Source organism: Bradyrhizobium sp. SZCCHNR1093 (assembly GCF_032381175.1).
GTDB lineage: Bacteria > Pseudomonadota > Alphaproteobacteria > Rhizobiales > Xanthobacteraceae > Bradyrhizobium.
Genome location: NZ_JAUHJJ010000004.1, coordinates 530,874 through 555,727, shown reverse-complemented (window position 1 = coordinate 555,727; position 24,854 = coordinate 530,874). Strand labels below are relative to the sequence as shown.

Annotated in this window: 24 protein-coding genes; all 24 read left to right on the top strand. The window is 65.3% G+C overall.

The genetic code is table 11. The features are described from left to right. The first annotated feature begins 12 nt into the window (after window positions 1-12). The 24 genes from eno (at window position 13) to QX070_RS17050 (ending at window position 24,845) form a co-directional block, all read left to right on the top strand. Entirely contained in the window at window positions 13-1,296 is a 1,284-nt protein-coding gene (eno, locus tag QX070_RS17165; protein ID WP_315738192.1) for a phosphopyruvate hydratase, read from the top strand. A gap of 39 nt (window positions 1,297-1,335) precedes the next feature. Next, on the top strand, window positions 1,336-2,478 hold the full coding sequence (locus tag QX070_RS17160) for a zinc-binding dehydrogenase (RefSeq protein WP_315738191.1): 1,143 nt from the start codon (window positions 1,336-1,338) through the stop codon (window positions 2,476-2,478). A 119-nt stretch (window positions 2,479-2,597) separates the two neighbouring features. After that, window positions 2,598-3,593, top strand: coding sequence for an MBL fold metallo-hydrolase (locus QX070_RS17155; RefSeq protein WP_315738190.1), 996 nt, complete (start codon window positions 2,598-2,600; stop codon window positions 3,591-3,593). A 264-nt stretch (window positions 3,594-3,857) separates the two neighbouring features. Continuing rightward, window positions 3,858-5,027 (top strand): serine hydrolase, encoded by a 1,170-nt coding sequence (locus QX070_RS17150; protein ID WP_315738189.1) that lies wholly within the window; start codon window positions 3,858-3,860, stop codon window positions 5,025-5,027. Between the two features lie 148 nt (window positions 5,028-5,175). Next, window positions 5,176-5,733 (top strand): NADPH-dependent FMN reductase, encoded by a 558-nt coding sequence (locus tag QX070_RS17145; RefSeq protein WP_315738188.1) that lies wholly within the window; start codon window positions 5,176-5,178, stop codon window positions 5,731-5,733. Between the two features lie 146 nt (window positions 5,734-5,879). Then, window positions 5,880-6,671, top strand: a complete 792-nt coding sequence (locus QX070_RS17140; RefSeq protein ID WP_315738187.1) for an aldolase — start codon at window positions 5,880-5,882, stop codon at window positions 6,669-6,671. 64 nt (window positions 6,672-6,735) lie between these two features. Beyond that, window positions 6,736-7,053, top strand: coding sequence for a septum formation initiator family protein (locus QX070_RS17135; protein WP_315738186.1), 318 nt, complete (start codon window positions 6,736-6,738; stop codon window positions 7,051-7,053). A 198-nt stretch (window positions 7,054-7,251) separates the two neighbouring features. Beyond that, the gene (gene pdhA / locus QX070_RS17130) at window positions 7,252-8,274 is read left to right on the top strand and encodes a pyruvate dehydrogenase (acetyl-transferring) E1 component subunit alpha (RefSeq protein WP_315738185.1); all 1,023 of its coding nucleotides are present in this window, start codon (window positions 7,252-7,254) and stop codon (window positions 8,272-8,274) included. A 29-nt stretch (window positions 8,275-8,303) separates the two neighbouring features. Further along, window positions 8,304-9,701, top strand: coding sequence for a pyruvate dehydrogenase complex E1 component subunit beta (locus tag QX070_RS17125; RefSeq protein ID WP_315738184.1), 1,398 nt, complete (start codon window positions 8,304-8,306; stop codon window positions 9,699-9,701). A gap of 12 nt (window positions 9,702-9,713) precedes the next feature. Next, window positions 9,714-10,019: a DUF5076 domain-containing protein gene (locus tag QX070_RS17120; protein ID WP_315738183.1), complete on the top strand. Its 306-nt coding sequence runs from the start codon at window positions 9,714-9,716 to the stop codon at window positions 10,017-10,019. A gap of 2 nt (window positions 10,020-10,021) precedes the next feature. Continuing rightward, a complete protein-coding gene (locus QX070_RS17115; RefSeq protein WP_315738182.1) occupies window positions 10,022-11,377 on the top strand; it encodes a pyruvate dehydrogenase complex dihydrolipoamide acetyltransferase in 1,356 nt (451 codons plus the stop codon). 39 nt (window positions 11,378-11,416) lie between these two features. Beyond that, entirely contained in the window at window positions 11,417-11,656 is a 240-nt protein-coding gene (locus tag QX070_RS17110; protein WP_315738181.1) for a hypothetical protein, read from the top strand. Window positions 11,657-11,688: 32 nt separating this feature from the next. After that, entirely contained in the window at window positions 11,689-13,110 is a 1,422-nt protein-coding gene (gene lpdA / locus QX070_RS17105) for a dihydrolipoyl dehydrogenase (RefSeq protein ID WP_315738180.1), read from the top strand. Window positions 13,111-13,247: 137 nt separating this feature from the next. Beyond that, window positions 13,248-14,489 (top strand): threonine synthase, encoded by a 1,242-nt coding sequence (locus tag QX070_RS17100; RefSeq protein ID WP_315738179.1) that lies wholly within the window; start codon window positions 13,248-13,250, stop codon window positions 14,487-14,489. A 91-nt stretch (window positions 14,490-14,580) separates the two neighbouring features. Beyond that, window positions 14,581-15,552: a tripartite tricarboxylate transporter substrate binding protein BugD gene (locus QX070_RS17095; protein WP_315738178.1), complete on the top strand. Its 972-nt coding sequence runs from the start codon at window positions 14,581-14,583 to the stop codon at window positions 15,550-15,552. A 234-nt stretch (window positions 15,553-15,786) separates the two neighbouring features. Beyond that, window positions 15,787-17,511, top strand: coding sequence for a dihydroxy-acid dehydratase (gene ilvD / locus QX070_RS17090; protein ID WP_315738177.1), 1,725 nt, complete (start codon window positions 15,787-15,789; stop codon window positions 17,509-17,511). A 103-nt stretch (window positions 17,512-17,614) separates the two neighbouring features. Further along, window positions 17,615-18,331: a tetratricopeptide repeat protein gene (locus tag QX070_RS17085; protein ID WP_409997702.1), complete on the top strand. Its 717-nt coding sequence runs from the start codon at window positions 17,615-17,617 to the stop codon at window positions 18,329-18,331. A 41-nt stretch (window positions 18,332-18,372) separates the two neighbouring features. Then, window positions 18,373-18,849, top strand: a complete 477-nt coding sequence (locus QX070_RS17080) for a GNAT family N-acetyltransferase (RefSeq protein WP_315738175.1) — start codon at window positions 18,373-18,375, stop codon at window positions 18,847-18,849. Window positions 18,850-19,048: 199 nt separating this feature from the next. Continuing rightward, the gene (locus QX070_RS17075) at window positions 19,049-20,098 is read left to right on the top strand and encodes a substrate-binding domain-containing protein (RefSeq protein ID WP_315738174.1); all 1,050 of its coding nucleotides are present in this window, start codon (window positions 19,049-19,051) and stop codon (window positions 20,096-20,098) included. A gap of 99 nt (window positions 20,099-20,197) precedes the next feature. Further along, window positions 20,198-21,436 (top strand): ABC transporter substrate-binding protein, encoded by a 1,239-nt coding sequence (locus QX070_RS17070; RefSeq protein WP_315738173.1) that lies wholly within the window; start codon window positions 20,198-20,200, stop codon window positions 21,434-21,436. Between the two features lie 65 nt (window positions 21,437-21,501). Beyond that, window positions 21,502-22,368, top strand: a complete 867-nt coding sequence (locus QX070_RS17065; RefSeq protein ID WP_315738172.1) for an ABC transporter permease subunit — start codon at window positions 21,502-21,504, stop codon at window positions 22,366-22,368. Further along, complete coding sequence (locus QX070_RS17060; protein ID WP_315738171.1) at window positions 22,368-23,417, top strand: branched-chain amino acid ABC transporter permease; 1,050 nt, start codon at window positions 22,368-22,370, stop codon at window positions 23,415-23,417. Before QX070_RS17065 ends, QX070_RS17060 begins: the two co-directional genes overlap by 1 nt. Before the next feature lies 1 nt (window position 23,418). Further along, window positions 23,419-24,147 (top strand): ATP-binding cassette domain-containing protein, encoded by a 729-nt coding sequence (locus tag QX070_RS17055; protein ID WP_315738170.1) that lies wholly within the window; start codon window positions 23,419-23,421, stop codon window positions 24,145-24,147. Beyond that, window positions 24,144-24,845 (top strand): ABC transporter ATP-binding protein, encoded by a 702-nt coding sequence (locus QX070_RS17050; RefSeq protein WP_315738169.1) that lies wholly within the window; start codon window positions 24,144-24,146, stop codon window positions 24,843-24,845. Before QX070_RS17055 ends, QX070_RS17050 begins: the two co-directional genes overlap by 4 nt. Window positions 24,846-24,854 lie beyond the last annotated feature (9 nt).

The following is a 24,854-nucleotide window of genomic DNA, read 5'->3' as shown; positions in this document are numbered from 1 at the left end:
CGAGAGGACCTCATGACCGCCATCGTCGACATCATCGGCCGCGAAATCCTGGACAGCCGTGGCAATCCCACGGTCGAGGTCGACGTCGTGCTGGAGGACGGCTCGGTCGGCCGCGCCGCCGTGCCGTCCGGCGCCTCCACCGGCGCCCACGAGGCGGTCGAGCTGCGCGACGGCGACAAGCACCGCTATCTCGGCAAGGGCGTGCTGAAGGCCGTCGAGGCCATCAACGACGAGGTCTATGAGGCCTTGAGCGACATGTCGGTGCAGGACCAGGTCCAGATCGACCAGATCCTGATCGAGCTCGACGGCACCGAGAACAAGAGCCGGATCGGCGCCAACGCCATTCTCGGCGTCTCGCTCGCCTGCGCCAAGGCGGCGGCGATCTCCTACGACATGCCGCTGTATCGCTATGTCGGCGGCACCTCGGCCCGCACCCTGCCGGTGCCGATGATGAACATCGTCAATGGCGGCGTGCACGCCGACAACCCGATCGACTTCCAGGAATTCATGATCATGCCGGTGGGCGCGCCGAGCTTCGCCGAGGCGTTGCGCTGCGGCTCGGAGATCTTCCACACGCTCAAGGCCGAGCTGAAGAAGGCGGGCCACAACACCAATGTCGGCGACGAGGGCGGCTTCGCGCCGAACCTGCCGTCGGCGGACGCCGCGCTCGACTTCGTCATGAGCGCGATCGGCAAGGCCGGCTATACCGCGGGCGAGGACGTCATGCTGGCGCTCGACTGCGCGGCGACCGAGTTCTTCAAGGACGGCAAGTATGTCTACGAGGGCGAGAACAAGTCGCGCTCGCGCTCCGAGCAGGCCAAGTATCTTGCGGATCTGGTCGCCCGCTACCCGATCGCCTCGATCGAGGACGGCATGTCCGAGGACGACATGGACGGCTGGAAGGAGCTGACCGACCTGATCGGCCACAAGTGCCAGCTCGTCGGCGACGACCTGTTCGTCACCAACGTCAACCGTCTCGCCGACGGCATCCGCAACGGGCGCGCCAATTCGATCCTGATCAAGGTCAACCAGATCGGCACGCTGACGGAGACGCTGGCCGCGGTCGAGATGGCCTACAAGGCCGGCTACACCGCCGTGATGTCGCACCGCTCCGGCGAGACCGAGGATTCCACGATCGCCGATCTCGCGGTCGCCACCAATTGCGGGCAGATCAAGACCGGCTCGCTGGCGCGCGCCGACCGCACCGCCAAGTACAACCAGCTGCTGCGCATCGAGCAGGAGCTGGATGCGCAGGCCAAGTATGCGGGCAGGGCGGCGCTGAAGGCGCTGGCCTGAGTCTGGACTAAGCTAACCAAAGAAAAAAGGGAGGCACGCATGGGTGTCGAGACACAGGGCCTGCAACTGCGGACCCTGATCAGGCGCAGCGGCGAGCTCGAGCTCTCGCTGGTCGACGTGCCGACCCCCGAGCCGGGGCCGGACGAGGTGGTGGTGCGGATCGAGGCGGCGCCGATCAATCCGTCCGATCTGGGCCTCCTCGTCGGCGCGGCCGATCTGTCGACCCTGCAGGCGTCCGGCACCACGGACCGCCCCGTGGTCACCGCCAAGGTGCCGGAGGCGGGTATGCGGGCGATGGCCGGCCGGCTCGATGAGTCGCTGCCGATCGGCAATGAGGGCGCGGGCGTGGTGGTCAAGACCGGCTCCTCGGACGCCGCCAAGGCGCTGATGGGCCGCACCGTCGCGGCCATCGGCGGGGCGATGTACAGCCAGTATCGCTGCCTGAAGGTCTCCGAATGCCTGCCGCTGCCGGCCGGCACCACGCCGGCCGAGGGCGCCTCCTGCTTCGTCAACCCGCTGACGTCGCTCGGCATGACCGAGACGATGCGGCGCGAGGGCCACACCGCGCTGGTGCATACCGCGGCCGCGTCCAACCTCGGGCAGATGCTCAACAAGATCTGCCTCAAGGACGGCATCCCGCTCGTCAACATCGTGCGCAGCGCTGATCAGGCCGAGCTGTTGCGCGGCATCGGCGCGAAATACATCGTGGATTCGACGGCGCCGACTTTCATGGACGACCTGATCGCGGCGCTGGTCGAGACCGGCGCGACCATCGCGTTCGATGCGATCGGCGGCGGCAAGCTCGCGGGCCAGATCCTCAACGCGATGGAAGCCGCGATCAACAAGTCCGGCAAGCATCCCTACAGCCGCTATGGCTCGAACGTGCACAAGCAGGTCTACATCTACGGCAGCCTGGACACGCGCCCGACCGAGATCACGCGCGGCTTCGGCATGACCTGGAGCGTCGGCGGCTGGCTGCTGTTTCCGTTCCTGATGAAGATCGGCAAGGCGGATACCGAGCGGCTGCGCCAGCGCGTCGTCGATGAGCTGAAGACGACCTTTGCGAGCCACTACACCAAGGTCGTTTCCTTGTCCGAGGCGCTCGATCCGGCCAACCTCGCCGTGTACGCCAAACGGGCCACCGGCGAAAAATTCCTCATCGACCCCAGCAAAGATAAGTGACCTAACGTCGCTCCTCGGACGTTGCTGACGGGCTTGCGTTTGGCCCGCATGCGGAGACAATCCGCCCCGTTTGTCTGGGGGCGGTGTCAGCCGCATGGAGCACTGAGGAGAGATTTGTCATGACCCTATTGGATCGCCGTCGATTTCTGGCCGGCGCGGCCCTCGCCGGAGCTGCAACCGCTTTGCCGCCGCTGGCCGGACAGGCACGCGCAGCGGTTGCACCCGCCGGCGCGCAGGCGCCCGGCTTCTATCGCTACAAGGTCGGCGACTATGAATGCACCTCCGTCAATGACGGCGCGCGCACCTTCCCGATGCCCGACACGTTCGTCGTCAACACGGCGAAGGACGACGCGCTCGCGGCTGCCGAAAGCGCCTACATGCCGAAGGGCATGATCACGATCCCCTTCAATCCGCAGCTGATCAACACCGGCTCCAAGCTGGTCCTGATCGACACCGGCAACGGCGCTGGCGCCTTCGAGGCCAGCAAGGGCGCGGTTGGCCGCACGCTGCAGAACCTCGCTGCCGCCGGCGTCGATCCGAAGAGCATTGACGTCGTCGTGCTCTCCCACATGCATGGCGACCACATCAACGGCCTCAAGCTCGCCGACGGCTCGCTGGCGTTCCCGAACGCCGAGCTGAAGGTGCCGGCCAAGGAGTGGGCGTTCTGGGCCAGCGACGAGAATGCCGCCAAGGCGCAGACCGACTTGATGAAGGGCAATTTCGCCAACTTCAAGAAGGTGTTCGGTGGGCTCGAGAGCAAGGTCACCCAGTACGAGTGGGACAAGGAGGTCGCGCCCGGCATCACCGCGCTCGGCACGCCCGGTCACACGCCGGGCCACACCTCGTTCGCCGTCGCCTCGGGCAATGCCAGGGTCCTGATCCAGGCCGACGTCACCAACGTCCCCGAGCTGTTCCTGCGCAACCCGGACTGGCACGTGATGTTCGACACCGATGCAGCGATGGCGCAGGAGACGCGGCACAAGTTCTACGACATGGCCGCCGCCGAGAAGGCCAAGGTGATCGGCTTCCACTTCTCGTTCCCCTCGGTGGGCTATGTCGAGAAGGACGGCGCCAAGTACCGGCTGATTCCGGCGCCGTGGAATCCGGTGATCTGAGCAGGGACCGCGAATTCGTCGCCGTCATTGCGAGCCAACGGGTCCGCGCGAACGCGCGGCCCGATGACAGGCTCCGCGAAGCAATCCAGGGCTCGGTTGGGACTCTGGATTGCTTCGTCGCTTCGCTCCTCGCAATGACGGAGAAGAGAGAAGGGGGGCCGCCTTCGGGCGGCCTGCTCGTTTTTGCATATGCGAAATGTCGGGCTTTCCGCGGCTCGCGCGAGCGCCTATGTCGAACCTCCCGGGATGTCCGCAGGGCCTTGCATGTCGACCGATCTCTCAACCTCCAGCGCCGATCTTTCCAACTGGCGCTCCGCGCCGTTCAGCCGCTGGGCCTTCCACAACATCCGGTCGATCCTGCCGGTCGCCGACATCGAGAGCGCGCCCGGCAGCGCGTGGCCGCTGCCGGCAAGTCCGATCTCCTTCGATCAGTTCAGCCTGCGGCTGCCGAAGGGCGGCACGCTCGACCTCGACGGCTTCCTGAAAGCGACGGCGACGGACGGGCTCCTGATCCTCCACGACGGCCGCATCGTGTTCGAGCACTATGACGGCGGCACCGACCGCGACACGCCGCACATCCTGATGTCCGCGACCAAATCGATCACCGGGCTGATGGCCGGCATCCTGGCCGGCCGCGGCGAGCTCGACGTCGACGCCGAGGTCACGCGCTACGTGCCGGAAGTGGCAGCCACCGCCTATCGCGGCGCCACGATCCGACAGCTCCTCGACATGCGGGCCGGCATCATCTTCGACGCCGCCGGCCTGCAGGCCTATGCCGACGCCGCGGGCTGGGAGCCGGTCGCACCTCGCACGACGCCGAACCTGCATGAATTCTATGAGACGATGCGCGCGCAGGCGATTCCGCATGGCGGCACCTTCAGCTACGTCTCCGCCAACACCGATCTGCTCGGCTGGGCGATCGAGCGCGCCACCGGCCGCAGCTTCGCGAGCCTGGTCAGCATCTTGCTATGGAAGCCGATGGGGGCGAGCGGCGAGGCCTTCATCACGCTCGACCGCAAGGGCGCGCCGCGCTGCACCGGCGGGTTCTGCGCCACGCTGCGCGACGTTGCGCGGCTCGGCCAGCTCGTGCTGTCAGGCGGCCGGCGCGGCTCGCACACGATCATCCCCGAAGCCTGGCTCGACGACATCAGGCACAATGGCGACGCCCAGGCGTGGCGCGACGGGCAGTGGCGCGACAGCTTTGCCGCCATCAGCCGCAACATGCATTATCGCAGCGGCTGGTACGTCATCAACGACCAGCCGCAGCTCATGTTCGCGATGGGCATTCACGGCCAGAACCTGTTCGTCGATACGTCCAACGACATCGTGATCGCCAAGGTCTCGTCATGGGCGCAGCCGGTCGACGGACAGGCCATCTGGCTGACGCGTCAGGCGGTGGCGGAATTCACCCGTCATCTCAAAGAGACCGGTTGAGCCCGAGGGAAGCGGCAGGCGGGCGGGGTCATCGAGCGCCTCTTGCGATGAAGCGCAGTGTTTCGCGGGATCCGGTTTCATGCACTTGCATGTTCCTGCCGGAGCGCTTTAAGTGCCCCTCACACGCCGCTCCTCAAAGGATCTCCCCATGCCTGCACCCTATTCGATCGTCGCCCTCGTCGGCAGTCTCCGCAAGGAGAGCTTCACGCTCAAGATCGCCAAAGCCCTGGCCAAGCTGGCGCCGGTCAGCCTGAAGATCGACGTCACCACGCTCAACGGCCTGTCGTTCTTCAACCAGGATCTCGAAGCCAATCCGCCGGCCGACTGGCTCGCCCTGCGCGACAAGCTGAAGGCCTCGAACGGCGTGCTCATCTTGACGCCCGAATACAACCGCTCGATTCCCGGCGTGCTGAAGAATGCGATCGACATCGCCTCGCGCCCCTATGGGCAGAGCTCGTTCCTGGGCAAGCCGGTCGGTCTCATCGCCAACTCGCCGGGTGCGCTCGGCGGCGTCGCGGCGGCCAAGCACCTGCAGAACGTCATGCCGGGCATCTCGGGTCCGGTCATGGGGCAGCCGGAAATCTACCTGAATGGGGTCGGCGACGCCTTCGACGCCCAGGGCGAGTTGGTCAAGGACTCGCTCAAGACGGTGCTGCAGCAATATCTGGAGGCGTTCGCCGCCTTCGTGGCCAAGCAGAACGGCTGACCAGGGTCGTCGCCGTGCGTCCGCCCGTGCGGCGGTCGCCAACTGCATGACGGGTATGATGCGGGCAGGGCGTTGACGCGCCTTGCCCGATCCGTTTCAAGGCAATGCCGGACCTGCGCAAGGATGCGCATTGCCAAGGAAGCACGATGGCCCATTCGTTCACACCCGCGTCGTCGGCGAAGCCCGGCCCGAACCAGCCGGATCTCGACTCGGAGGCCGTCTGGCAGGCGCGGATCGACCTTGCGGCCTGTTTCCGGATGGCGGCGCGGCACGGGCTCGAGGAGGGCATCTGCAACCACTTCTCGGCGCTGGTGCCCGGCTATGACGACCTCTTCATCGTCAATCCCTACGGCTATGCCTTTCGTGAGCTGACCGCCTCGAAGCTGTTGGTTTGCGATTTCGACGGCAACGTCATTGCCGGCGACGGCCGCCCGGAGGCGACCGCATTCTATATCCACGCCCGCATCCACAAGGCGCTGCCGCGCGCCAAGGTCGCGTTCCATACGCATATGCCGTATGCCACCGCGCTCTCGATGACCGAAGGCGATCCGCTGATCTTCGCCGGGCAGACGGCGCTGAAATTCTATGGACGAACCGCCGTCGACGCGAACTACAACGGGCTGGCGCTCGACGCGCGCGAGGGGGACCGCATCGCCGGGGCTGTCGGTGATGCCGACATCGTCTTCATGAAGCATCACGGCGTCATGGTCCTGGCGCCGACCATCGCCGAAGCCTGGGACGATCTCTATTATCTCGAGCGCGCCTGCCAGGTTCAATGCCTGGCGCTGTCGACCGGGCGCAAGGTGGTGCCGGTGGCGCCCGACATCGCCGAGGCCGCCTATCGCCAGATGCGGGAGGGGGATGCGGAATCGGCGCGGCTGCATCTCGAAGCGATCAAGCGGACGCTCGACGCCGAGGAGCCCGCCTATCGGGCTTGAGCGCGTAGCGGGGCGGGGGCTCAGGGTTAGCGCTTCCTTAACCGGGGCGCCGCATTCTCGGGCCATGGTCTCCCGCGCGCGCCTCAAATCCTTCCTGACCGGGCTAGCCCTCTACACGATGGCGGCCGCCATCATCGGCTATTTCGGCATCAACGCCTATACCGGCCGGTACGGCCTGACCGCGCGTCAGGAGCTCGACCAGGAGATCATTGCGCTCACCTCCGAGCTCGCCCGGTTGAAGCAGGAGCGGGCGGAGGGTGAGAAGCGCGTATTGCTGCTGCGCTCCGACCGGGTCGATCCCGACATGCTCGATGAACGCGCCCGTTTTCAGCTCGGCTATGCCAACCCGCGTGATCTGATCCGGATCAATCGGCCGCAGTGACGCGTGTCCCTTCGCCGCGGTGCCTAAACTTTAGCAGGCCGTGGCGTCAGGAATTTCAAAAACGCGCTCATCAGCATTCGTTTATTTCGCGCTCGTTTGCAGTGCGGCAAAGCAAAATGAACCGCAATTCACGCAGTCCTTTTACGTGCCTTGGAGTTGAGCTAGAGAGAGCTACTTTTTCTCTCATCCGGAATTGCCATGGCCGCACCCAAGAAGACCGCCGCAAAGGAACAAGGGCAGGACAGAGACAACGGCCCGCCGCCGGAATTCACCAGAGAACAGGAATTGGCCGCGCTGCGCGACATGCTGCTGATCCGTCGCTTTGAGGAGAAGGCGGGTCAGCTTTATGGCATGGGTGCGATCGGCGGTTTCTGTCACCTCTACATCGGGCAGGAGGCTGTGGTCGTCGGCATGCAGATGGCGCTGAAGCCGGGCGATCAGGTCATCACCGGCTATCGCGATCACGGCCACATGCTAGCGACCGGGATGGATGCCAAGGGCGTCATGGCCGAACTCACCGGGCGCCGCGGCGGCTACTCCAAGGGCAAGGGCGGCTCCATGCACATGTTCAGCATGGAGAAGAATTTCTTCGGCGGCCACGGCATCGTCGGTGCGCAGGTGTCGCTCGGGACGGGCCTCGCGCTCGCCAACCGGTACCGCGGCAACGACTCGGTCAGCGTCGCCTATTTCGGCGACGGCGCGGCAAATCAGGGGCAGGTCTATGAGAGCTTCAACATGGCGGAGCTCTGGAAGCTGCCGGTGATCTACGTCATCGAGAACAACCGCTATGCGATGGGCACGGCCGTGTCGCGCGCCTCGGCGCAGACCGACTTCTCCAAGCGCGGCATCTCCTTCAACATCCCGGGCGAGCAGGTCGACGGCATGGACGTCCGCGCCGTGAAGGCTGCCGGTGAGAAGGCCGTCGCGTGGTGCCGCGAGGGCAAGGGCCCGTACATTCTGGAAATGCAGACCTATCGCTATCGCGGCCACTCGATGTCCGACCCGGCCAAGTATCGCACCCGCGAGGAAGTCGAGAAGGTGCGTCACGACCAGGACCCGATCGAGCAGGTGCGCAACCGCCTGCTGGCGGCCAAGGTCACCGAGCAGGATCTCAAGGCGATCGACGCCGACGTGCGCAAGATCGTCAACGAGGCCGCCGATTTCGCCCAGGCCGATCCCGAGCCGGATGTCGCCGAGCTCTACACCGACGTTTACCGTTAAGCGCAGACGCTGTTTTGTCCGGAGCTGATATGCCAATTCAAGTTTTGATGCCTGCGCTGTCGCCCACGATGGAGAAGGGCAATCTCTCCAAATGGCTGAAAAAGGAAGGCGAGGCGATCAAGTCGGGTGACGTGATCGCCGAGATCGAGACCGACAAGGCCACGATGGAGGTCGAGGCGACCGACGAGGGCACGCTCGGCAAGATCCTGATCCCCGAAGGCACCGCCGACGTCGCGGTCAATACGCCGATCGCGACCATCCTCGCGGACGGTGAGACCGCGGCCGATCTCGGCAAGGCCGCATCACCTGCGGCCGAGACGAAGGCTGCGCAATCGGCGCCGCCGTCCGAGCCTGCCGCAGCCACGCCGGCCGCGCCCGCGCCGACCGGCGTGGCTGCGCCGCAGAGCATCGCTCAGCCCGATCCCGAGGTGCCCGCCGGCACCGAGATGGTCACGCAGACCATCCGCGAGGCGCTGCGCGACGCGATGGCCGAGGAGATGCGCCGCGACGGCGACGTCTTCATCATGGGCGAGGAGGTCGCCGAATATCAGGGCGCCTACAAGGTCACCCAGGGCCTGCTGCAGGAGTTCGGCGCCCGCCGCGTGATGGACACGCCGATCACCGAGCACGGCTTCGCCGGCATCGGTGTCGGTGCCGCGATGGCCGGCCTGAAGCCGATCGTCGAGTTCATGACCTTCAACTTCGCCATGCAGGCGATCGACCAGATCATCAACTCGGCGGCCAAGACCTTGTACATGTCCGGCGGCCAGATGGGCTGCTCGATCGTGTTCCGCGGCCCGAACGGCGCGGCGGCGCGCGTTGCCGCCCAGCACAGCCAGGACTACTCGTCCTGGTACTCGCACGTGCCCGGTCTGAAGGTGGTCGCGCCGTATTCGGCGGCCGACGCCAAGGGCCTGCTGAAGGCCGCGATCCGTGATCCGAACCCGGTGATCTTCCTCGAGAACGAGGTGCTGTACGGTCATTCCGGCGAGGTCCCGAAGCTCGACGACTACGTGATCCCGATCGGCAAGGCGCGCATCGCGCGCGCCGGAAAGGACGTGACGATCATCGCGTGGTCGAACGGCATGACCTATGCGCTCAAGGCCGCCGACGAGCTCGCCAAGGAGGGCATCGAGGCCGAGGTGATCGACCTGCGCACCCTGCGCCCGATGGATACGGAGACCATCGTCGCCTCGGTCAAGAAGACCGGCCGCGCCGTCACGGTGGAAGAGGGGTGGGCGCAGAGCGGCGTCGGTGCCGAGATTGCCGCGCGCATCATGGAGCACGCCTTCGACTATCTCGATGCGCCGGTCGTCCGCGTGTCCGGCAAGGACGTGCCGATGCCGTATGCGGCCAACCTCGAGAAGCTCGCGCTGCCGTCGGCGGCGGAGGTCGTGCAGGCCGCCAAATCCGTCTGCTACCGCTAAGGGAAAGCCCAGATGGCCGGACCCAAGGAGCAGCCATTGCCGCCGGACGTCATCGACCGCGAGGACGCCACCGAAGTGTTGCGCGCCTTCGTGCTCGATGGCGGGCTCTCGATCGCCTTCCAGCGCGCCTTCGAGGAGCCCGACGTGTGGGGGCTGCTCCTGGTCGACGTCGCCCGCCATGCTGCGCGCGCCTATGCGCGCGAGAGCGATTATTCCGAAGACGAGGCGCTGCAGCGCATCGTCGAGATGTTCGAAGCCGAGCTGGCTCGGCCGACCGACACGGGCACCACCAGCCCCAGGTCGAAACAAGGTCACTGATCATGCCGATCAACATTCTCATGCCCGCGCTGTCGCCGACGATGGAGAAGGGCAACCTTGCTCGTTGGCTCAAGAAGGAAGGCGACCAGGTCAAGTCCGGCGAGGTCATCGCCGAGATCGAGACCGACAAGGCCACGATGGAAGTCGAGGCGGTCGACGAAGGTACGCTCGCCAAGATCCTGGTGCCGGAAGGCACGCAGGACGTTCCGGTCAACGACGTGATCGCGGTGCTCGCTGGCGAGGGCGAGGACGTCAAGGCGGCCGGCAGCGCGCCGGCGGCAGCAGCTCCGAAGGCCGAAGCCAAGCCGACGGCATCTGCGGCGCCCGCCGCGACGCCTGCGCCTGCCGCTGCGTCCGCGCCCAAGCCGGCCGCGGCTCCTGCGCCCGCCGCGCCTGCGGCTGCGCTCCAGGTCAACGGCCACGCCCGCATCTTCTCCTCGCCGCTGGCACGGCGGCTCGCCAAGGATGCCGGCATCGATCTCGCCCGCATCACCGGCACCGGCCCGCATGGCCGCGTGGTCGCGCGTGACGTCGAGGAGGCGAAATCGGGCAAGGGCCTCAAGGCCGCGCCGTCAGCCGCAACCGCCGCGGCAGGCGCCCCCGCGCTCGCGCCCTCGATGTCGGACAAGCAGATCCTGGCGCTGTTCGAGCCGGGCTCCTACGAGGTCATCCCGCATGATGGCATGCGCCGCACCATCGCGCAGCGCCTGACCGCATCCGTGCAGAACGTCCCGCACTTCTACCTGACGATCGACTGCGACATCGGCAAGCTCTTGGCCGCGCGCGAGGAGATCAATGCGGCGGCGCCGAAGGACAAGGAGAAGAAGCCGCTCTACAAGCTGTCGGTCAACGACTTCGTCATCAAGGCGATGGCGGTGGCGCTGCAGAAGATCCCGAACTGCAACGTCAGCTGGACCGAAGGCGGCATGGTCAAGCACAAGCATTCCGACGTCGGCGTCGCCGTGGCGATGCCGGGGGGCCTGATCACGCCGATCATCCGCAAGGCCGAGACCAAGACGCTTTCGGCCATCTCCGGCGAGATGAAGGATTTTGCCGCACGCGCCCGCTCGCGCAAGCTGAAGCCGGAGGAATATCAGGGCGGCACCACGGCGGTGTCCAACCTCGGCATGTACGGCATCAACCATTTCACCGCCGTGATCAATCCGCCGCATGCGACGATCCTCGCGGTCGGCACCTCGGAGGAGCGGCCCGTGGTGCGCAACGGCAAGATCGAGATCGCGAGCATGATGAGCGTGACCCTGTCGTGCGACCATCGCGCCATCGACGGCGCGCTCGGCGCCGAGCTGATCGGCGCCTTCAAGCAGCTGATCGAGAATCCCGTGATGATGATGGTGTGATGTTGCTTTCCGGAGCGGGATGGCAAACGGGGCCAGCGCATGCGGATCAGAACGCGGTGGCCCTGGATCACGGCACTGGTAAGCGTCGCGCTGCTCGCCAACCCGCTCGGGATCGACGTCATCCATTCTGCTTTCTTCTCCGGCGAGGCGCTGTCGCGCGGCATCTGGGCGCCAATCGTGCTCGCCGGATTCGCGATCTGCGCTGTGCTGATGCTGCTGGAGGCAATTATTCGAGCCTTGATCTGGCGACGTTCCGTCGGCAGCACCACGACCATCTGATTTCCAACTGCTTCAGTTGAATGGGAGCCGTAATGGCCGACACATCCTTCGACGTCATCATCATCGGCTCCGGCCCGGGCGGCTACGTCGCCGCAATCCGCGCAGCCCAACTCGGGTTCAAGACCGCGATCATCGAGAAGTCCTACCTCGGTGGTATCTGCCTGAACTGGGGCTGCATCCCGACCAAGGCGCTCTTACGCTCGGCCGAGATCTATCACTACATGCAGCACGCCAAGGATTACGGCCTCTCTGCCGAGAAGATCTCCTACGATCCGAAGGCGGTGGTGCAGCGCTCGCGCGGCGTCTCCAAGCGGCTGAACGACGGCGTCGGCTTCCTGATGAAGAAGAACAAGGTCCAGGTGATCTGGGGGCGCGCCGCGATCGATGCGCCCGGCAAGATCACGGTGACCAAGTCGGATGTCGAGGCGCCCAAGGGCGCGCTCGGCGAGGGGACCTATCAGGCCAAGCATATCATCGTCGCGACAGGCGCGCGGCCGCGCGTGCTGCCGGGCCTCGAGCCGGACAAGAAGCTGATCTGGACCTATTTCGAGGCGATGGTGCCGGACAAGATGCCGAAGTCGCTGCTGGTCGTCGGCTCCGGCGCGATCGGCATCGAGTTCGCCTCGTTCTTCCGCACCATGGGCTCCGAGGTCACCGTGGTCGAGGTGCTGCCGCAGATTCTCCCCGTGGAGGACGCCGAGATCGCCGGCATCGCGCGCAAGCAGCTGGAGAAGCAGGGCCTCAAGATCATGACGGGGGCCAAGGTCACCAAGCTCGACAAGAAGAGCGACAGCGTGGTGGCGACGATCGACGACGGCAAGGGCAAGACCGAGTCGGTCGAGTTCGATCGCGTGATCTCGGCGGTCGGTGTGGTCGGCAACATCGAGAATCTCGGCCTGGAGAAGCTGGGCGTGAAGACCGATCGCGGCTGCATCGTGATCGACGGCTACGGCAAGACCAACGTGCCCGGCCTCTACGCGATCGGCGACGTCGCTGGCCCCCCGATGCTGGCGCACAAGGCCGAGCACGAGGGCGTCGTCTGCATCGAGGCGATCAAGGGCCTGCATCCGCATCCGATGGACAAGAACCTCATTCCCGGCTGCACCTATTGCCATCCTCAGGTCGCCTCCGTCGGGCTCACCGAGGCCAAGGCCAAGGAGCAGGGCCGCGACATCCGCGTCGGCCGCTTCCCCTTCGTCGGCAATGGCAAGGCGATCGCGCTCGGCGAGGACCAGGGTCTGGTCAAGGTGATCTTCGACAAGAAGACGGGACAGCTGATCGGCGCCCACATGGTCGGCGCCGAGGTCACCGAGCTGATCCAGGGCTATGTCGTGGCAATGAACCTCGAAACGACAGAGGAAGAGCTGATGCACACGGTGTTCCCGCATCCGACGCTGTCGGAGATGATGAAGGAAGCCGTGCTCGACGCCTACGGCCGCGTGCTGAACATGTAGTCGCGTTTCCCGTCGTCATGCGCGGGCTTGACCCGCGCATCCATCGCGCTTCTGGAACGTTCGCGAAGAGGATGGATTGCCGGGTCAAGCCCGGCAATGACGGATGCAACCAGACGGGCCAACCTGAAAGTCCTGCCGTGAAATCCAGCGACAATCTCACTATCGAACGCCCGACCTTCGTCACCCACCTCGAATGCGCGATGGAGGGCGATCATTATCCGGCGGACCAGGTCCACAACCTGTCCAAGGCCGGCAAGCCGCTCCTGGTGCGCTACGATCTCGCCGGCGTGAAGCAGGCGCTCACCAAGGACGCGCTCGCGCAGCGTCCGGCCGACATGTGGCGCTATCGCGAGCTGCTGCCGGTGCGCAAATGCCAGGACATCGTCAGCCTCGGCGAGGTGATGACGCCGCTGATCAATCTGCCCAAGCTGTCGAAGAAGCTCGGCGGCGGCGAGATCATCGTGAAGGATGAGGGCCGGCTGCCGACCGGCTCGTTCAAGGCGCGCGGCCTGGTGATGGCGGTGTCGATGGGCAAGGCACTCGGCATCAGGCACATGGCGATGCCGACCAACGGCAATGCCGGTGCTGCGCTCGCGGCTTATGCGACCTCCTGCGGCATCAAGACCACGATCTTCTGCCCGGCCGATACGCCGGAGGTAAACGTCAGCGAGATCGAGCTGCAGGGCGCGACCGTCTATCGCGTCAACGGGCTGATCGACGATTGCGGCAAGATCGTCGGCGAGGGCAAGGCCAAGGTCGGCTGGTTCGATACCTCGACCCTGAAGGAGCCCTATCGCATCGAGGGCAAGAAGACGATGGGCCTGGAGCTCGCCGAGCAGCTCGGCTGGGACGTGCCCGACGTGATCTTCTATCCGACCGGCGGCGGCACCGGCCTGATCGGCATGTGGAAGGCGTTCGACGAATTGGAGAAGATCGGCTTCATCGGCTCGAAGCGCCCGCGCATGGTGGCGGTGCAGGCCTCCGGCTGCGCGCCGATGGTGCGCGCCTTCGAGCAGGGCGTCGAGCATGCGACGCGCTGGGAGGATGCCCACACCATCGCGTCCGGCATCCGTGTGCCCCAGGCGGTCGGTGATTTCCTTATCCTGCGCGCCGTGCGCGAGAGCAAAGGTTTCGCCATCGCGGTCGATGACGAGAAGATTTCATCTGCGCTCAGCGAAGTCGCGCGCGAGGAGGGGCTGCTGTTGTGCCCGGAAGGCGCGGCGACCTATGCCGCCTACAAGCAGAGCCTAGCCGACGGACGCGTGACGAAAAACGATCGCGTCATGCTGTTCAATTGCGCGACAGGACTTAAATATCCGCTGCCGCCGGTCACCCGGACGCTCGATCGTCACCAGCCGATCGACTTCGGGCAGTTCTAACTAACAAAACAGCACCGCGGCCTCGAGCACATGCTCCGGCGCAGACGCATTCGCGTCTGTGACCGGCGCGTGCGACACAAGGGAGGACGTGATGCGACGAGCTCTTTGCGCCGTGCTGTTTGCGTGCCTGGCTCTGGCGGTGCCAGCGCGCGCCGACACCTACCCCTCGCGCGCGATCACCGTGATCGTGCCGTTCGCCGCCGGCGGCCCATCGGATGCGATGATGCGCATCCTCGCCGAACACATGAAACGGACGCTCGGCCAGCCCGTGCTGGTCGAGAACGTGACCGGCGCGGGCGGCTCGATCGGCGTGGGACGCGCGGTGCGCTCGAAGCCCGACGGCTACACCGTGAGCTTCGGCCATCTCGGCACCCACGTCGCGAACGGCGCCGTCTACCGGCTTGGCTATGACCTCGACGCCGATCTCGAGCCGGTCGTGCTGCTGCCGAGCAATCCGATGATCATCGTCAGCAGGAACAACATCCCGGCCAAAACGCTGCCGGAGTTTCTCGCCTGGGTGACGTCGCAGCCGAACCCCGTATCGGCCGGCACGGCGGGCAACGGCTCCGGCAGCCACATCGCAGGCCTCTATTTCGAGCAGGTCACCGGCCTCAAGCTGCAATACGTGCCCTATCGCGGCACGGGGCCGGCGATGAACGATCTCGTCGCCGGCCAGATCGATCTGATCGTCGACCAGACCTCCAATGCCATCAACCAGGTCCGCGCCGGCACGATCCGCGCCTACGCCGTCACGGACGCCAAGCGCCTCGATTCCGCGCCCGAGATCCCGACCACCGATGAAGCCGGCCTGCCGGGCTTCCACATGACCCTGTGGTCTGGACTCTGGCTCCCGAAGGGCGTCAGCAAGGAGATCGTCGACACGCTCAATGCGGCCGCCGTGGCTGCGCTGGATGAGCCGGATGTGAAAAATCAGTTGAAAAACCTGGGGTTGCAGATGCCGGCGGCGGACCAGCGCAGTCCGGCCGCCCTTGGAACCCTGCAGCGCGCCGAGATCCATAAATGGTGGCCGATGATCCGAGCCTCCGGGGTGGTGCCCGAGTAGCTTTCGCTCTCCATGCTAACCGCGGATGGTTGCGTGTCGGCCACGAATGTTGCGACGTTGCCACAGTTTACGAAGTTTTGGTAACAATCTCCGGCGCTCCGCAAACGCGCCGCTTTTTAGCCACACCTGGTCGTGAAATACTTTGATCAGAACATAACCAGTGCGTGTGAGGCTGCCGAAAATCCATTTCTAGGATTTTAGCGTTCTCCTCAGCACCGGGAGGCCAGAACAGCGATGGACGCGAAGACCGACATCAAGCGCAGGCTGCCCAGCCGTCATGTGACGGAAGGGCCCGAGCGTGCGCCGCATCGGTCTTATCTCTACGCGATGGGCCTGACCACGGCCCAGATCCACCAGCCCTTTGTCGGCGTCGCCTCGTGCTGGAACGAGGCCGCGCCCTGCAACATCGCGCTGATGCGGCAGGCCCAGGCGGTCAAGAAGGGCGTGGCGCATGCGGGCGGCACGCCGCGCGAATTCTGCACCATCACCGTGACCGACGGCATCGCGATGGGCCATGACGGCATGCGCTCGTCGCTGCCGTCGCGCGAGGCGATCGCCGATTCCGTCGAGCTGACGATTCGCGGCCATTCCTACGATGCGCTGGTCGGGCTCGCCGGCTGCGACAAATCGCTGCCGGGCATGATGATGGCGATGGTCCGGCTCAACGTGCCTTCGATCTTCATCTATGGCGGCTCGATTCTGCCGGGCAATTTTCGCGGCCAGCAGGTCACGGTGCAGGACATGTTCGAGGCCGTCGGCAAGCATTCGGTGGGTGCGATGTCGGACGAGGACCTCGACGAGCTCGAGCGCGTCGCCTGTCCATCGGCCGGCGCCTGCGGCGCCCAGTTCACGGCCAATACGATGGCGACGGTCTCTGAGGCGATCGGGCTGGCGCTGCCTTATTCGGCCGGCGCCCCGGCGCCTTACGAAATCCGCGATTCGTTCTGCATGACGGCTGGCGAACAGGTCATGGAGCTGATCGCCGCCAATATCCGCCCGCGCGACATCGTCACGCGAAAATCCCTGGAGAATGCCGCTGCGGTTGTGGCGGCGTCCGGCGGGTCGACCAATGCTGCGCTGCATCTACCTGCGATTGCACACGAGGCGGGCATCAAGTTCGACTTATTCGACGTCGCCGAAATCTTCAAAAAGACACCTTATATCGCGGATTTGAAGCCGGGTGGCCGCTATGTCGCCAAAGACATGTTCGAGGCTGGTGGCATTCCGCTCTTGATGAAGACGTTGCTCGACCATGGCTATTTGAACGGCGACTGCCTCACAGTCACCGGCCGGACGATCGCCGAAAACCTCAAAGGCGTGAAGTGGAATCCGCACCAGGACGTGGTGATGCCGGCCGACCAGCCGATCACTGCAACCGGGGGTGTCGTCGGTCTGAAAGGCAATCTCGCGCCGGAGGGCGCGATCGTGAAAGTCGCGGGCATGTCGAACTTGAAATTCTCTGGGCCGGCCCGCTGCTTTGATCGGGAAGAGGACGCCTTTGACGCCGTCCAGAAGCGCACCTATCGCGAAGGCGAGGTGATCGTCATTCGCTACGAGGGGCCGCGCGGCGGTCCGGGCATGCGGGAGATGCTGCAGACGACGGCGGCGCTGACCGGGCAGGGCATGGGCGGCAAGATCGCGCTCATCACCGATGGCCGGTTCTCGGGCGCGACCCGCGGCTTCTGCATCGGCCACATCGGACCAGAGGCGGCGGTCGGCGGAACGATCGCTCTGGTCGAGGATGGCGACATCATCGAGATCGACGCCGAGGCGGGTATCCTTAACGTGAAGTTGAGCGATGCCGAGCTGGCGACACGCAAGACCAAGTGGACGCCGCGTGAGACGCATCACACGTCAGGTGCACTTTGGAAATATGCCCAGCAGGTGGGGCCGGCCGTGGCGGGCGCCGTGACTCACCCAGGTGGTGCGCAAGAGAAGTATTGCTATGCGGACATCTGATCGGATCATTTTCGCATTGATGCTGGGGGTTGCCCCGCTCGCGTTGCCGACGCCATCGTTCGCGTTCGATGGCGCTCCGGTCAACCAGGAGCCGGCGATCCCCGTGGCTGGAGCTCAGGCCGGCGCCGGCGCGCTGCGCAAGGCGTTGCCTGCGACCACGTCCTCCACGTCGCCCACGCAGTCGCTGACGGCGCTGCAATACGCGGCGGAGGAAGGTCACCCGGTTGCGCAGTTCAAGCTCGGCCGCATGTATGCGGCTGGCGATGGCGTTGCGCGGGATGACATGCGCGCCTTCGACTATTTCAGCCGCATCGCCAATGCGCATGCGGAGGACAGTCCGTCGGCGCCGCAGGCGCAGATCGTCGCCAATGCCTTTGTCGCGCTTGGCCGCTATTACCTGAGCGGCATCCCCAACACGAAGGTGAAGGCCGATCCGGATCGCGCGCGGGAGATGTTCTCCTATGCGGCGTCCTACTTCGGCAATGCCGACGCCCAATACGACCTGGCGCGGATGTACCTGAAGACGGCGGATGCCTCGCGCGACGACTTCCGCTATGGCGCGCGCTGGCTTGGCCTCGCCGCGCAGAAGGGCCAGCATCAGGCCCAGGCGCTGCTCGGCCAGATGCTGTTCAACGGCGACCGGCTGCCGCGCCAGCCGGCGCGCGGCCTGATGTGGCTCACCTTGGCGCGCGACAGCGCCGGTGCGGACGAAGCCTGGATCAAGGAGAGCTACAACCGCGCCTTCGCCAAGGCCTCCGACGATGACCGCGCCTCGGCGCTGCAGATGCTCGAGAGCTGGGTGCAGGGCAAGCGCGAGTAGCAGGAGCGCATCGCGTTCCCTCCGTTCGAGAGAGGGATTGAATGGTCATTCGCGATGCGACACCGGAAGACGCAACGGCGGCCTGCGAGATGCTGCGGGCATCCATCATCCAACTGTGCGTGGCTGATCACCGCGGCGATCCCGACATCCTTGGCCGCTGGCTCGCCAACAAGACGCCGGACAACGTCGCGACCTGGGCCGACGGGCAAGGCCGGTCGCTGTTGGTGGCGGTCGAGGAGGGGGCGATTCTCGCCGTCGGCGGGCTCGCGCACCCCGGCGAGATCACGGCCAACTACGTGTCGCCGCAGGCGCGCTTTCGTGGAATCAGTTCGGCGCTGTTGGCGGAGCTGGAGCGCCGGGCGATGGCACTGGGCGCCCGCGACGTCGCGCTGCTCAGCACCGAAACGGCGCACCGATTCTATCTTGCCCGCGGCTACGCCGATGTCGGCGTGCCCGCCGGCAAGTTCGGCACCGCGGCCTCCTATCCAATGAGCAAGACGCTCGCCACCGCGCCGTGAGTCGCGGGCCACGGTGAGACATCAAGGCCACGGCAGCGGCTGCCCAAGGAGTGGGCGATGACGCGCCGATGTTTTGACCAGCGTCAGGTTCCAGAACCAAAATCGGCGATCTTTGGTACACGAACGACCCCGATGACGCCAAAACGCGCTTGGCACGATTCGTGAGTGCAATTCCTCTGCAACAGCAGAGGCGGCACGTTTGCGCAGCGTTCGGATCGGCCTGATCATTCCTCAGCGCGGCTCGGCAGGGTTGTGGGCGCCCTCCGCCGAAGCCTGCGGGCGGCTGGCCGTGACCGAGCTCAACCAGGCCGCCGGCATCCGCCGCCGACAGGTCGAGCTGATCGTCATCGACGCCGGCGCGACCGCCGCCAGCGCGGGCCGGGCTGCGGTCGAGGCGGTCGACGAACTCGCCGTCGACGGCCTCGTCGGCATGATGCCGAGCTACGCGCGCGATCCTGTCGCGCAAGCCGCGCGCGGCCGCGTGCCGTTCGTCTACACGCCCCAGTTCGAAGGTCTGTCGGCGAACAGCGACGTGATGACCACGGGCGAGACCGCCGGCGAATTGCTGGGGCCGGCGGTGCAGTGGCTCTCGGAGGTCAAGCGCGCCCGGCGGTTCTTCCTCTGCGGCAACGACTACATCTGGCCGCGCTCGTCGCTGCAGATCGCCAAGCGGCTGATCGCGCGCTTCGGCGGCACGGTGACCGGCGAATGCTACGTGCCGGTCGGCATCCACGATTACGACGAGATGCTCGACCGCATCAAGACGACGCGCAGCGACGTGGTGCTGCCGGTCTTTCTCGGCTTCGACTGCATCGCCTTCAGCCGCGCCTTCTGCGCCGCCGGCCTCAGCCGCCACGTTCTGCGATTCTCGTCCGCCTTCGACGAGACCATCGTTTACGGACTCGACAGCGGCGAGACCGAGAACGTCTACGTGGCGTCGAGCTATTTCGCCTCGCTGCGGTCGCGCAACAACGGCGCGTTCCTCGAGCGCTACTACACGGCATTCGGCGACAATCCGCCGCCGCCCAACGGCTACGGCGAATCCTGCTACGAAGGGATTCACGCGCTCGCCGCGCTGATCGAGCGTGCCGAGAGCTTCGACGCCCGCAACCTCAGGCGCTTCTACGGACGCACGCTGCAGCGGCGCACGGCGCGCGGCAACGAGGCGCAGCCGGTGGTTGGCGGACGCCACCCGATCCATCTCGCCGAGCTGGACGGCTACGACTTCGCGGTCGTCGCGTCGCGCTAGCGCGCAGGGCGTTTCCTAAAAACACTTGCCTTTTCAAATATTGTCATTTTAAACTTATCGCGGATCATGAACCGGCATCATCAACCCATGGGGACCTTTATGACTCTCTCCCGACGTCGTTTCCTGCAACGCTCGGCCATCGCGACCTCGACATTGATCGCGGCACCCGCCGTGCTGCGCTCGGGTGCGCTCGCGGCCGAGAACCCGATCACGGTCGGCAGCCTGCACGACCAGTCCGGTCCTATCGGCACCTCCGGCACGCCGATGGTCTATGCGCTGCAGCTTGCCGTTGAGGAGATCAATGCCGCGGGCGGCCTGCTCGGACGTCCCTTAAAGGTGATCCACTACGACACCCAGTCCAACATCCAGATGTACTCGCAATACGCCCAGCAGTTGGCGGTGAAGGACAAGGTCGACGTCGTTCACGGCGGCATCACCTCGGCCTCGCGCGAGGCGATCCGGCCGACCTTCGACCGCTTCAAGGTGCTGTACTTCTACAATACGCTGTACGAAGGCGGCGTCTGCGACCGCAACACCTTCTGCACCGGCACGACGCCGGCGCAGACCGTGGAGAAGCTTGTGCCGAGCGCGATGAAGAAGTCCGGCAAGAAGGCCTACATCATCGCGGCCGACTACAATTACGGTCAGATCACCGCGAAGTGGATGACCAAATACTGCAAGGACAATGGCGGCGAGATCCTCTCGACCGACTTCTTCCCGCTCGACGTCACCAATTTCGGCTCCACCATCTCGAAGATCCAGGCGGCCAAGCCCGACCTCATCCTGTCGGCGCTGGTCGGCGGCAACCACACGGCGTTCTACCGGCAGTGGACCGCGGCCGGCATGAAGGGGAAGATCCCGATCGCCTCGACCACCTTCGGCCTCGTCAACGAGCCCTCGACGCTCGATGCCGCCGAGAGCGACGCCATCATCGGCGCCTACGGCTATTTCGAGGAACTCACCACGCCGGCCTCCAAGAGCTTCGTCGAGAAGATCAAGAAGGCGCATCCGGATTCGCCTTATATCAGCGAGCTCGCCTCGTGCACCTATGAAGGCGTGATGCTCTGGGCCGAGGGCGTCAAGAAGGCCGGCAGCATCGACCGGATGAAGGTGATCGAGGCGCTCGAAAGCGGCCTCGTCTTCGATGGTCCGAGCGGCAAGGTCTCGCTGGACAAGCCGACGCATCACACGGTCCGCAATGCGTTCCTTGCCGAGGTGAAGGAACGCAAATGGTCGGTGCTGGAAACCTACACCGACGCCAAGCCGGCCGACACCGCTGGTGTCTGCGACCTCGTCAAGAACCCGAACGACGTCAAGCAGTACATCATCAATCTCTGACGCCTGCCGGGTCCCGCCATCCGGCGGGACCCGGTTTCATTGGACTGCCCTGAAAGACCTGACGCATGGCGATCTACGTCATCCTCGCGCTCGACGTCCTCAATGGAATCTCCTCGCTGTTCCTGCTGTGCCTGGGACTGGCGATCATCTTCGGCATGATGAAGATCATCAATCTCGCCCATGGCGAGTTCATCATGTTGGGGGCCTATGCGACGGTGATCTCCGCCAATGCCGGGGTGAACATCTGGATCGCGATGCTGATCATCGCGCCGTTGTTCGTCGGCATCGTCGGCCTCGTCATCGAGCGCTGCCTGATCCGCTTTCTCTATGGCCGCCTCGTCGATTCGATGCTCGCGACCTGGGGCCTCAGCCTCCTGATCATCGGGATCGTCACGACGATCTATGGCAACACCCAGCAGGGCGTGCCGACGCCGCTCGGCGGCTTCTCGATCGGATCCTACCAGTCGAGCTACTACACGCTGTTCCTTGCGTTGATGGCGGCCGTCATGATGGCGATCATCTACGGCGTGATGCGCTACACCCGCTTCGGCCTGGTGGCCCGCGCGACGATGCAGAACCCGGCGATGGCGGCCACGCTCGGCGTCAATCCGGCCCGCGTCTACATGAGCACCTTCGCGCTCGGCGCGGCCGTGACGGGCCTCGCCGGCGGCCTGCTGGCGCCGGTGTCAGGCATCACCCCGGTGATGGGCGGTGCCTATGTCGCAAAAGCCTTCATGACCGTGGTCGGGGGCGGCGCGGCGATCCTCTCCGGCACGCTGTCCGCGGCAAGCCTGTTCGGCTCGGTCAACCAGATCGGCGCCTACTTCACCACGCCTGTCTATGGCGAGGTCATCGTCTTCACCACCGCGATCGTGCTGATCCGCTTGCTGCCGCAGGGCATCTCCGGGCGCTTCTTCAAGGGGAACCTGTGATGCCCAAGCACTCCCGTCTTGCGGGCCAGATGGGTGCGATCGTCCTTGCCATCGTGGCGATTGCGATCGTGCCGAGCGTGATCGAGCTGTTCGCCCTGATGCAGCTGACGCTGTTTGCCGCGATGTCGGTGCTGGCGCTGAGCCTCGCCTTCATCTGGGGCTATGGCGGCATCCTGTCGTTCGGGCAGACCGCGTTCTTCGGGCTCGGCGGCTATGCCTATGCCATCGCGGCCATCAATTTCCAGGATTCGACGCCTGCGATCCTGCTGGCCATCGTGATTCCGGCGCTGTTCGCAGCGATCCTCGGCTACTTCATCTTCTTCGGCCGCATCTCCGACGTCTATCTCGGCGTCATCACGCTCACGGTCACCCTGATCCTGTTCAACTCGGTCAACTCGACCTCGGGCGATGCCTACAAGATCGGCAAGGCGCTGCTCGGCGGCTTCAACGGCATGCCGGCGGTGCCGACCTTCAACATGCCGTTCGATCCGTCGACCGTGCTGTCGCCGGAGCAGTCGTGGTGGACGACAGCCTATGTGCTGCTTGGCGTGTTCCTGCTGCTGCGGCTGCTGCTGGCGCTGCCGGCCGGGCGCGTCATCGTCGCGGTGCGTGAGAACGAGGTGCGGGCCTCGCTGCTCGGCTATGACCCGCGGCTCGTGAAGTGCCTGACCTTCATCCTCGGCGGCGCGATTGCCGGTCTTGCCGGCGCGCTCTACGTCAACTGGGGCGCCTTTGTCAGCCCCACCATCTTCAGCCTGTCGCTGTCGGCCGAGATCATCATCTGGATCACCGTCGGCGGTCTCGGCACCTTGCTCGGTCCGATCATCGGCTGCGTCGTGATCGAATACATCGTCGCCTATATCGGCTCGCAGCAGCTCTTGAACTCCAACCTCGTGCTCGGCGGCGTGCTGGTGATCTTCGTGCTGCTGCTGCCAAAGGGCATGGTGCCGACCGCCCGCGATCTCGTGATGCGGCTGATGCCGGACAGGAAGACCAACGGTCCCCCGATGCAGCCAGCTGCGGCGCCGCATCCCGCAGGAGCCGAATGACATGGCGGATCTGGTTCCTCTGCTCAAGGCCGAGCACCTGACGATGCGCTTCGGCGGCGTGGTCGCCAATGACAACATCACCTTCACGCTTCAGGAGATGGAGCTGCGCTGCCTGATCGGCCCGAACGGCGCCGGCAAGAGCACGTTCTTCAAGACGCTGACCGGACAACTGGTGCCCACGTCGGGCAGCATCGCATTCCGCGGCATGCCGATCGCGGGCAAGCTGTCGCACGAGATCGCGCGCATGGGCATCGGCATCAAGACCCAGGTGCCGAATGTGTTCAACGGCCTGTCGGTGCGCGAGAACATCTGGATGGCGGTACGCCGCAAGGCGACGCCGCGCCAGCAGGGTCCGGCGGTCAATGCCGTGCTCGAGATGATCCGGCTGACCGACTACGCCGACAGCATCGTCGCGACCCTGTCGCACGGCCAGCGGCAATGGGTCGAGATCGGCATGGTGCTCGCCGCCGAGCCTGAGCTGATCCTGCTCGACGAGCCCGCGGCGGGCATGACCGACGAAGAGACCTTCCATACCGCGGCGATCATCCGCGAGATCAACCAGACCCGCGCGATCGTCGTGGTCGAGCACGACATGGAGTTCATCAAGCAGATCGCCAAGCGCGTCACCGTCTTCCACCAGGGCCGGGTGCTGGTCGAGGACACCGTCGACAAGGTGCTCGCCGACCAGCGCGTGCGCGACGTCTATCTCGGCAAGAAGGTGGCGGCATGAGCATGCTTCTCGAGGTCAAGGGTCTCAAATCCGGCTATGGCCGGATCCCGATCCTGTTCGGCATCGACATGTCCGTGGCCGACGGCGAGTACCTCGGCATCCTCGGCCATAACGGCATGGGCAAGACCACGGCGCTGCGCACCTTGATGGGGCATCTGCCGACCACCGACGGCTCGGTCGTGTTCGCGGGCAAGACCATCACCCATCTCAAGCCGCATGAGCGGTCCAGGCTCGGCATCGGCCTGGTGCCGCAGGGCCGCGAGATCTTCCCGGACCTGTCGGTGCTGGAAAATCTGCGCATGGGGCTCGCATCGGCGCCCAAGGAGGATCGCGGCGTCATCGACATGGTGCTGCAGGACTTTCCGCGGCTGGTGCGGCTGCTCGACCGCCGCGGCGGCGCGTTGTCCGGCGGCGAGCAACAATTGCTGGCGCTGGCGCGCTGCCTCTGCACCAAGCCGAAGCTGATCCTGTTGGACGAACCGACCGAAGGCATCCAGCCATCGATCATCGAGGAGATCATCGAGACCCTGCTGGCGCTGAAGTCGCGCTGGAAGATGTCTTTGATCGTCGTCGAGCAGAACCTCGAATTCATCACGTCGTTGTCGGATCGCATCCTGCACATCCAGAAGGGACGCATTACCGAGGAACTCGACCGTGAGACTCTGCTGGCCCGGGAAGGTCAGATGGTCCCGAGCTAGAAGCTACCG

Bases quoted from the DNA above. Each gene is read 5' to 3' on its own strand.
- eno (WP_315738192.1), top strand. From the start codon at position 13: ATGACCGCCATCGTCGACATCATCGGCCGCGAAATCCTGGACAGCCGT.
- QX070_RS17160 (WP_315738191.1), top strand. From the start codon at position 1,336: ATGGGTGTCGAGACACAGGGCCTGCAACTGCGGACCCTGATCAGGCGC.
- QX070_RS17155 (WP_315738190.1), top strand. From the start codon at position 2,598: ATGACCCTATTGGATCGCCGTCGATTTCTGGCCGGCGCGGCCCTCGCC.
- QX070_RS17150 (WP_315738189.1), top strand. From the start codon at position 3,858: ATGTCGACCGATCTCTCAACCTCCAGCGCCGATCTTTCCAACTGGCGC.
- QX070_RS17145 (WP_315738188.1), top strand. From the start codon at position 5,176: ATGCCTGCACCCTATTCGATCGTCGCCCTCGTCGGCAGTCTCCGCAAG.
- QX070_RS17140 (WP_315738187.1), top strand. From the start codon at position 5,880: ATGGCCCATTCGTTCACACCCGCGTCGTCGGCGAAGCCCGGCCCGAAC.
- QX070_RS17135 (WP_315738186.1), top strand. From the start codon at position 6,736: ATGGTCTCCCGCGCGCGCCTCAAATCCTTCCTGACCGGGCTAGCCCTC.
- pdhA (WP_315738185.1), top strand. From the start codon at position 7,252: ATGGCCGCACCCAAGAAGACCGCCGCAAAGGAACAAGGGCAGGACAGA.
- QX070_RS17125 (WP_315738184.1), top strand. From the start codon at position 8,304: ATGCCAATTCAAGTTTTGATGCCTGCGCTGTCGCCCACGATGGAGAAG.
- QX070_RS17120 (WP_315738183.1), top strand. From the start codon at position 9,714: ATGGCCGGACCCAAGGAGCAGCCATTGCCGCCGGACGTCATCGACCGC.
- QX070_RS17115 (WP_315738182.1), top strand. From the start codon at position 10,022: ATGCCGATCAACATTCTCATGCCCGCGCTGTCGCCGACGATGGAGAAG.
- QX070_RS17110 (WP_315738181.1), top strand. From the start codon at position 11,417: ATGCGGATCAGAACGCGGTGGCCCTGGATCACGGCACTGGTAAGCGTC.
- lpdA (WP_315738180.1), top strand. From the start codon at position 11,689: ATGGCCGACACATCCTTCGACGTCATCATCATCGGCTCCGGCCCGGGC.
- QX070_RS17095 (WP_315738178.1), top strand. From the start codon at position 14,581: ATGCGACGAGCTCTTTGCGCCGTGCTGTTTGCGTGCCTGGCTCTGGCG.
- ilvD (WP_315738177.1), top strand. From the start codon at position 15,787: ATGGACGCGAAGACCGACATCAAGCGCAGGCTGCCCAGCCGTCATGTG.
- QX070_RS17080 (WP_315738175.1), top strand. From the start codon at position 18,373: ATGGTCATTCGCGATGCGACACCGGAAGACGCAACGGCGGCCTGCGAG.
- QX070_RS17070 (WP_315738173.1), top strand. From the start codon at position 20,198: ATGACTCTCTCCCGACGTCGTTTCCTGCAACGCTCGGCCATCGCGACC.
- QX070_RS17065 (WP_315738172.1), top strand. From the start codon at position 21,502: ATGGCGATCTACGTCATCCTCGCGCTCGACGTCCTCAATGGAATCTCC.
- QX070_RS17060 (WP_315738171.1), top strand. From the start codon at position 22,368: ATGCCCAAGCACTCCCGTCTTGCGGGCCAGATGGGTGCGATCGTCCTT.
- QX070_RS17055 (WP_315738170.1), top strand. From the start codon at position 23,419: ATGGCGGATCTGGTTCCTCTGCTCAAGGCCGAGCACCTGACGATGCGC.
- QX070_RS17050 (WP_315738169.1), top strand. From the start codon at position 24,144: ATGAGCATGCTTCTCGAGGTCAAGGGTCTCAAATCCGGCTATGGCCGG.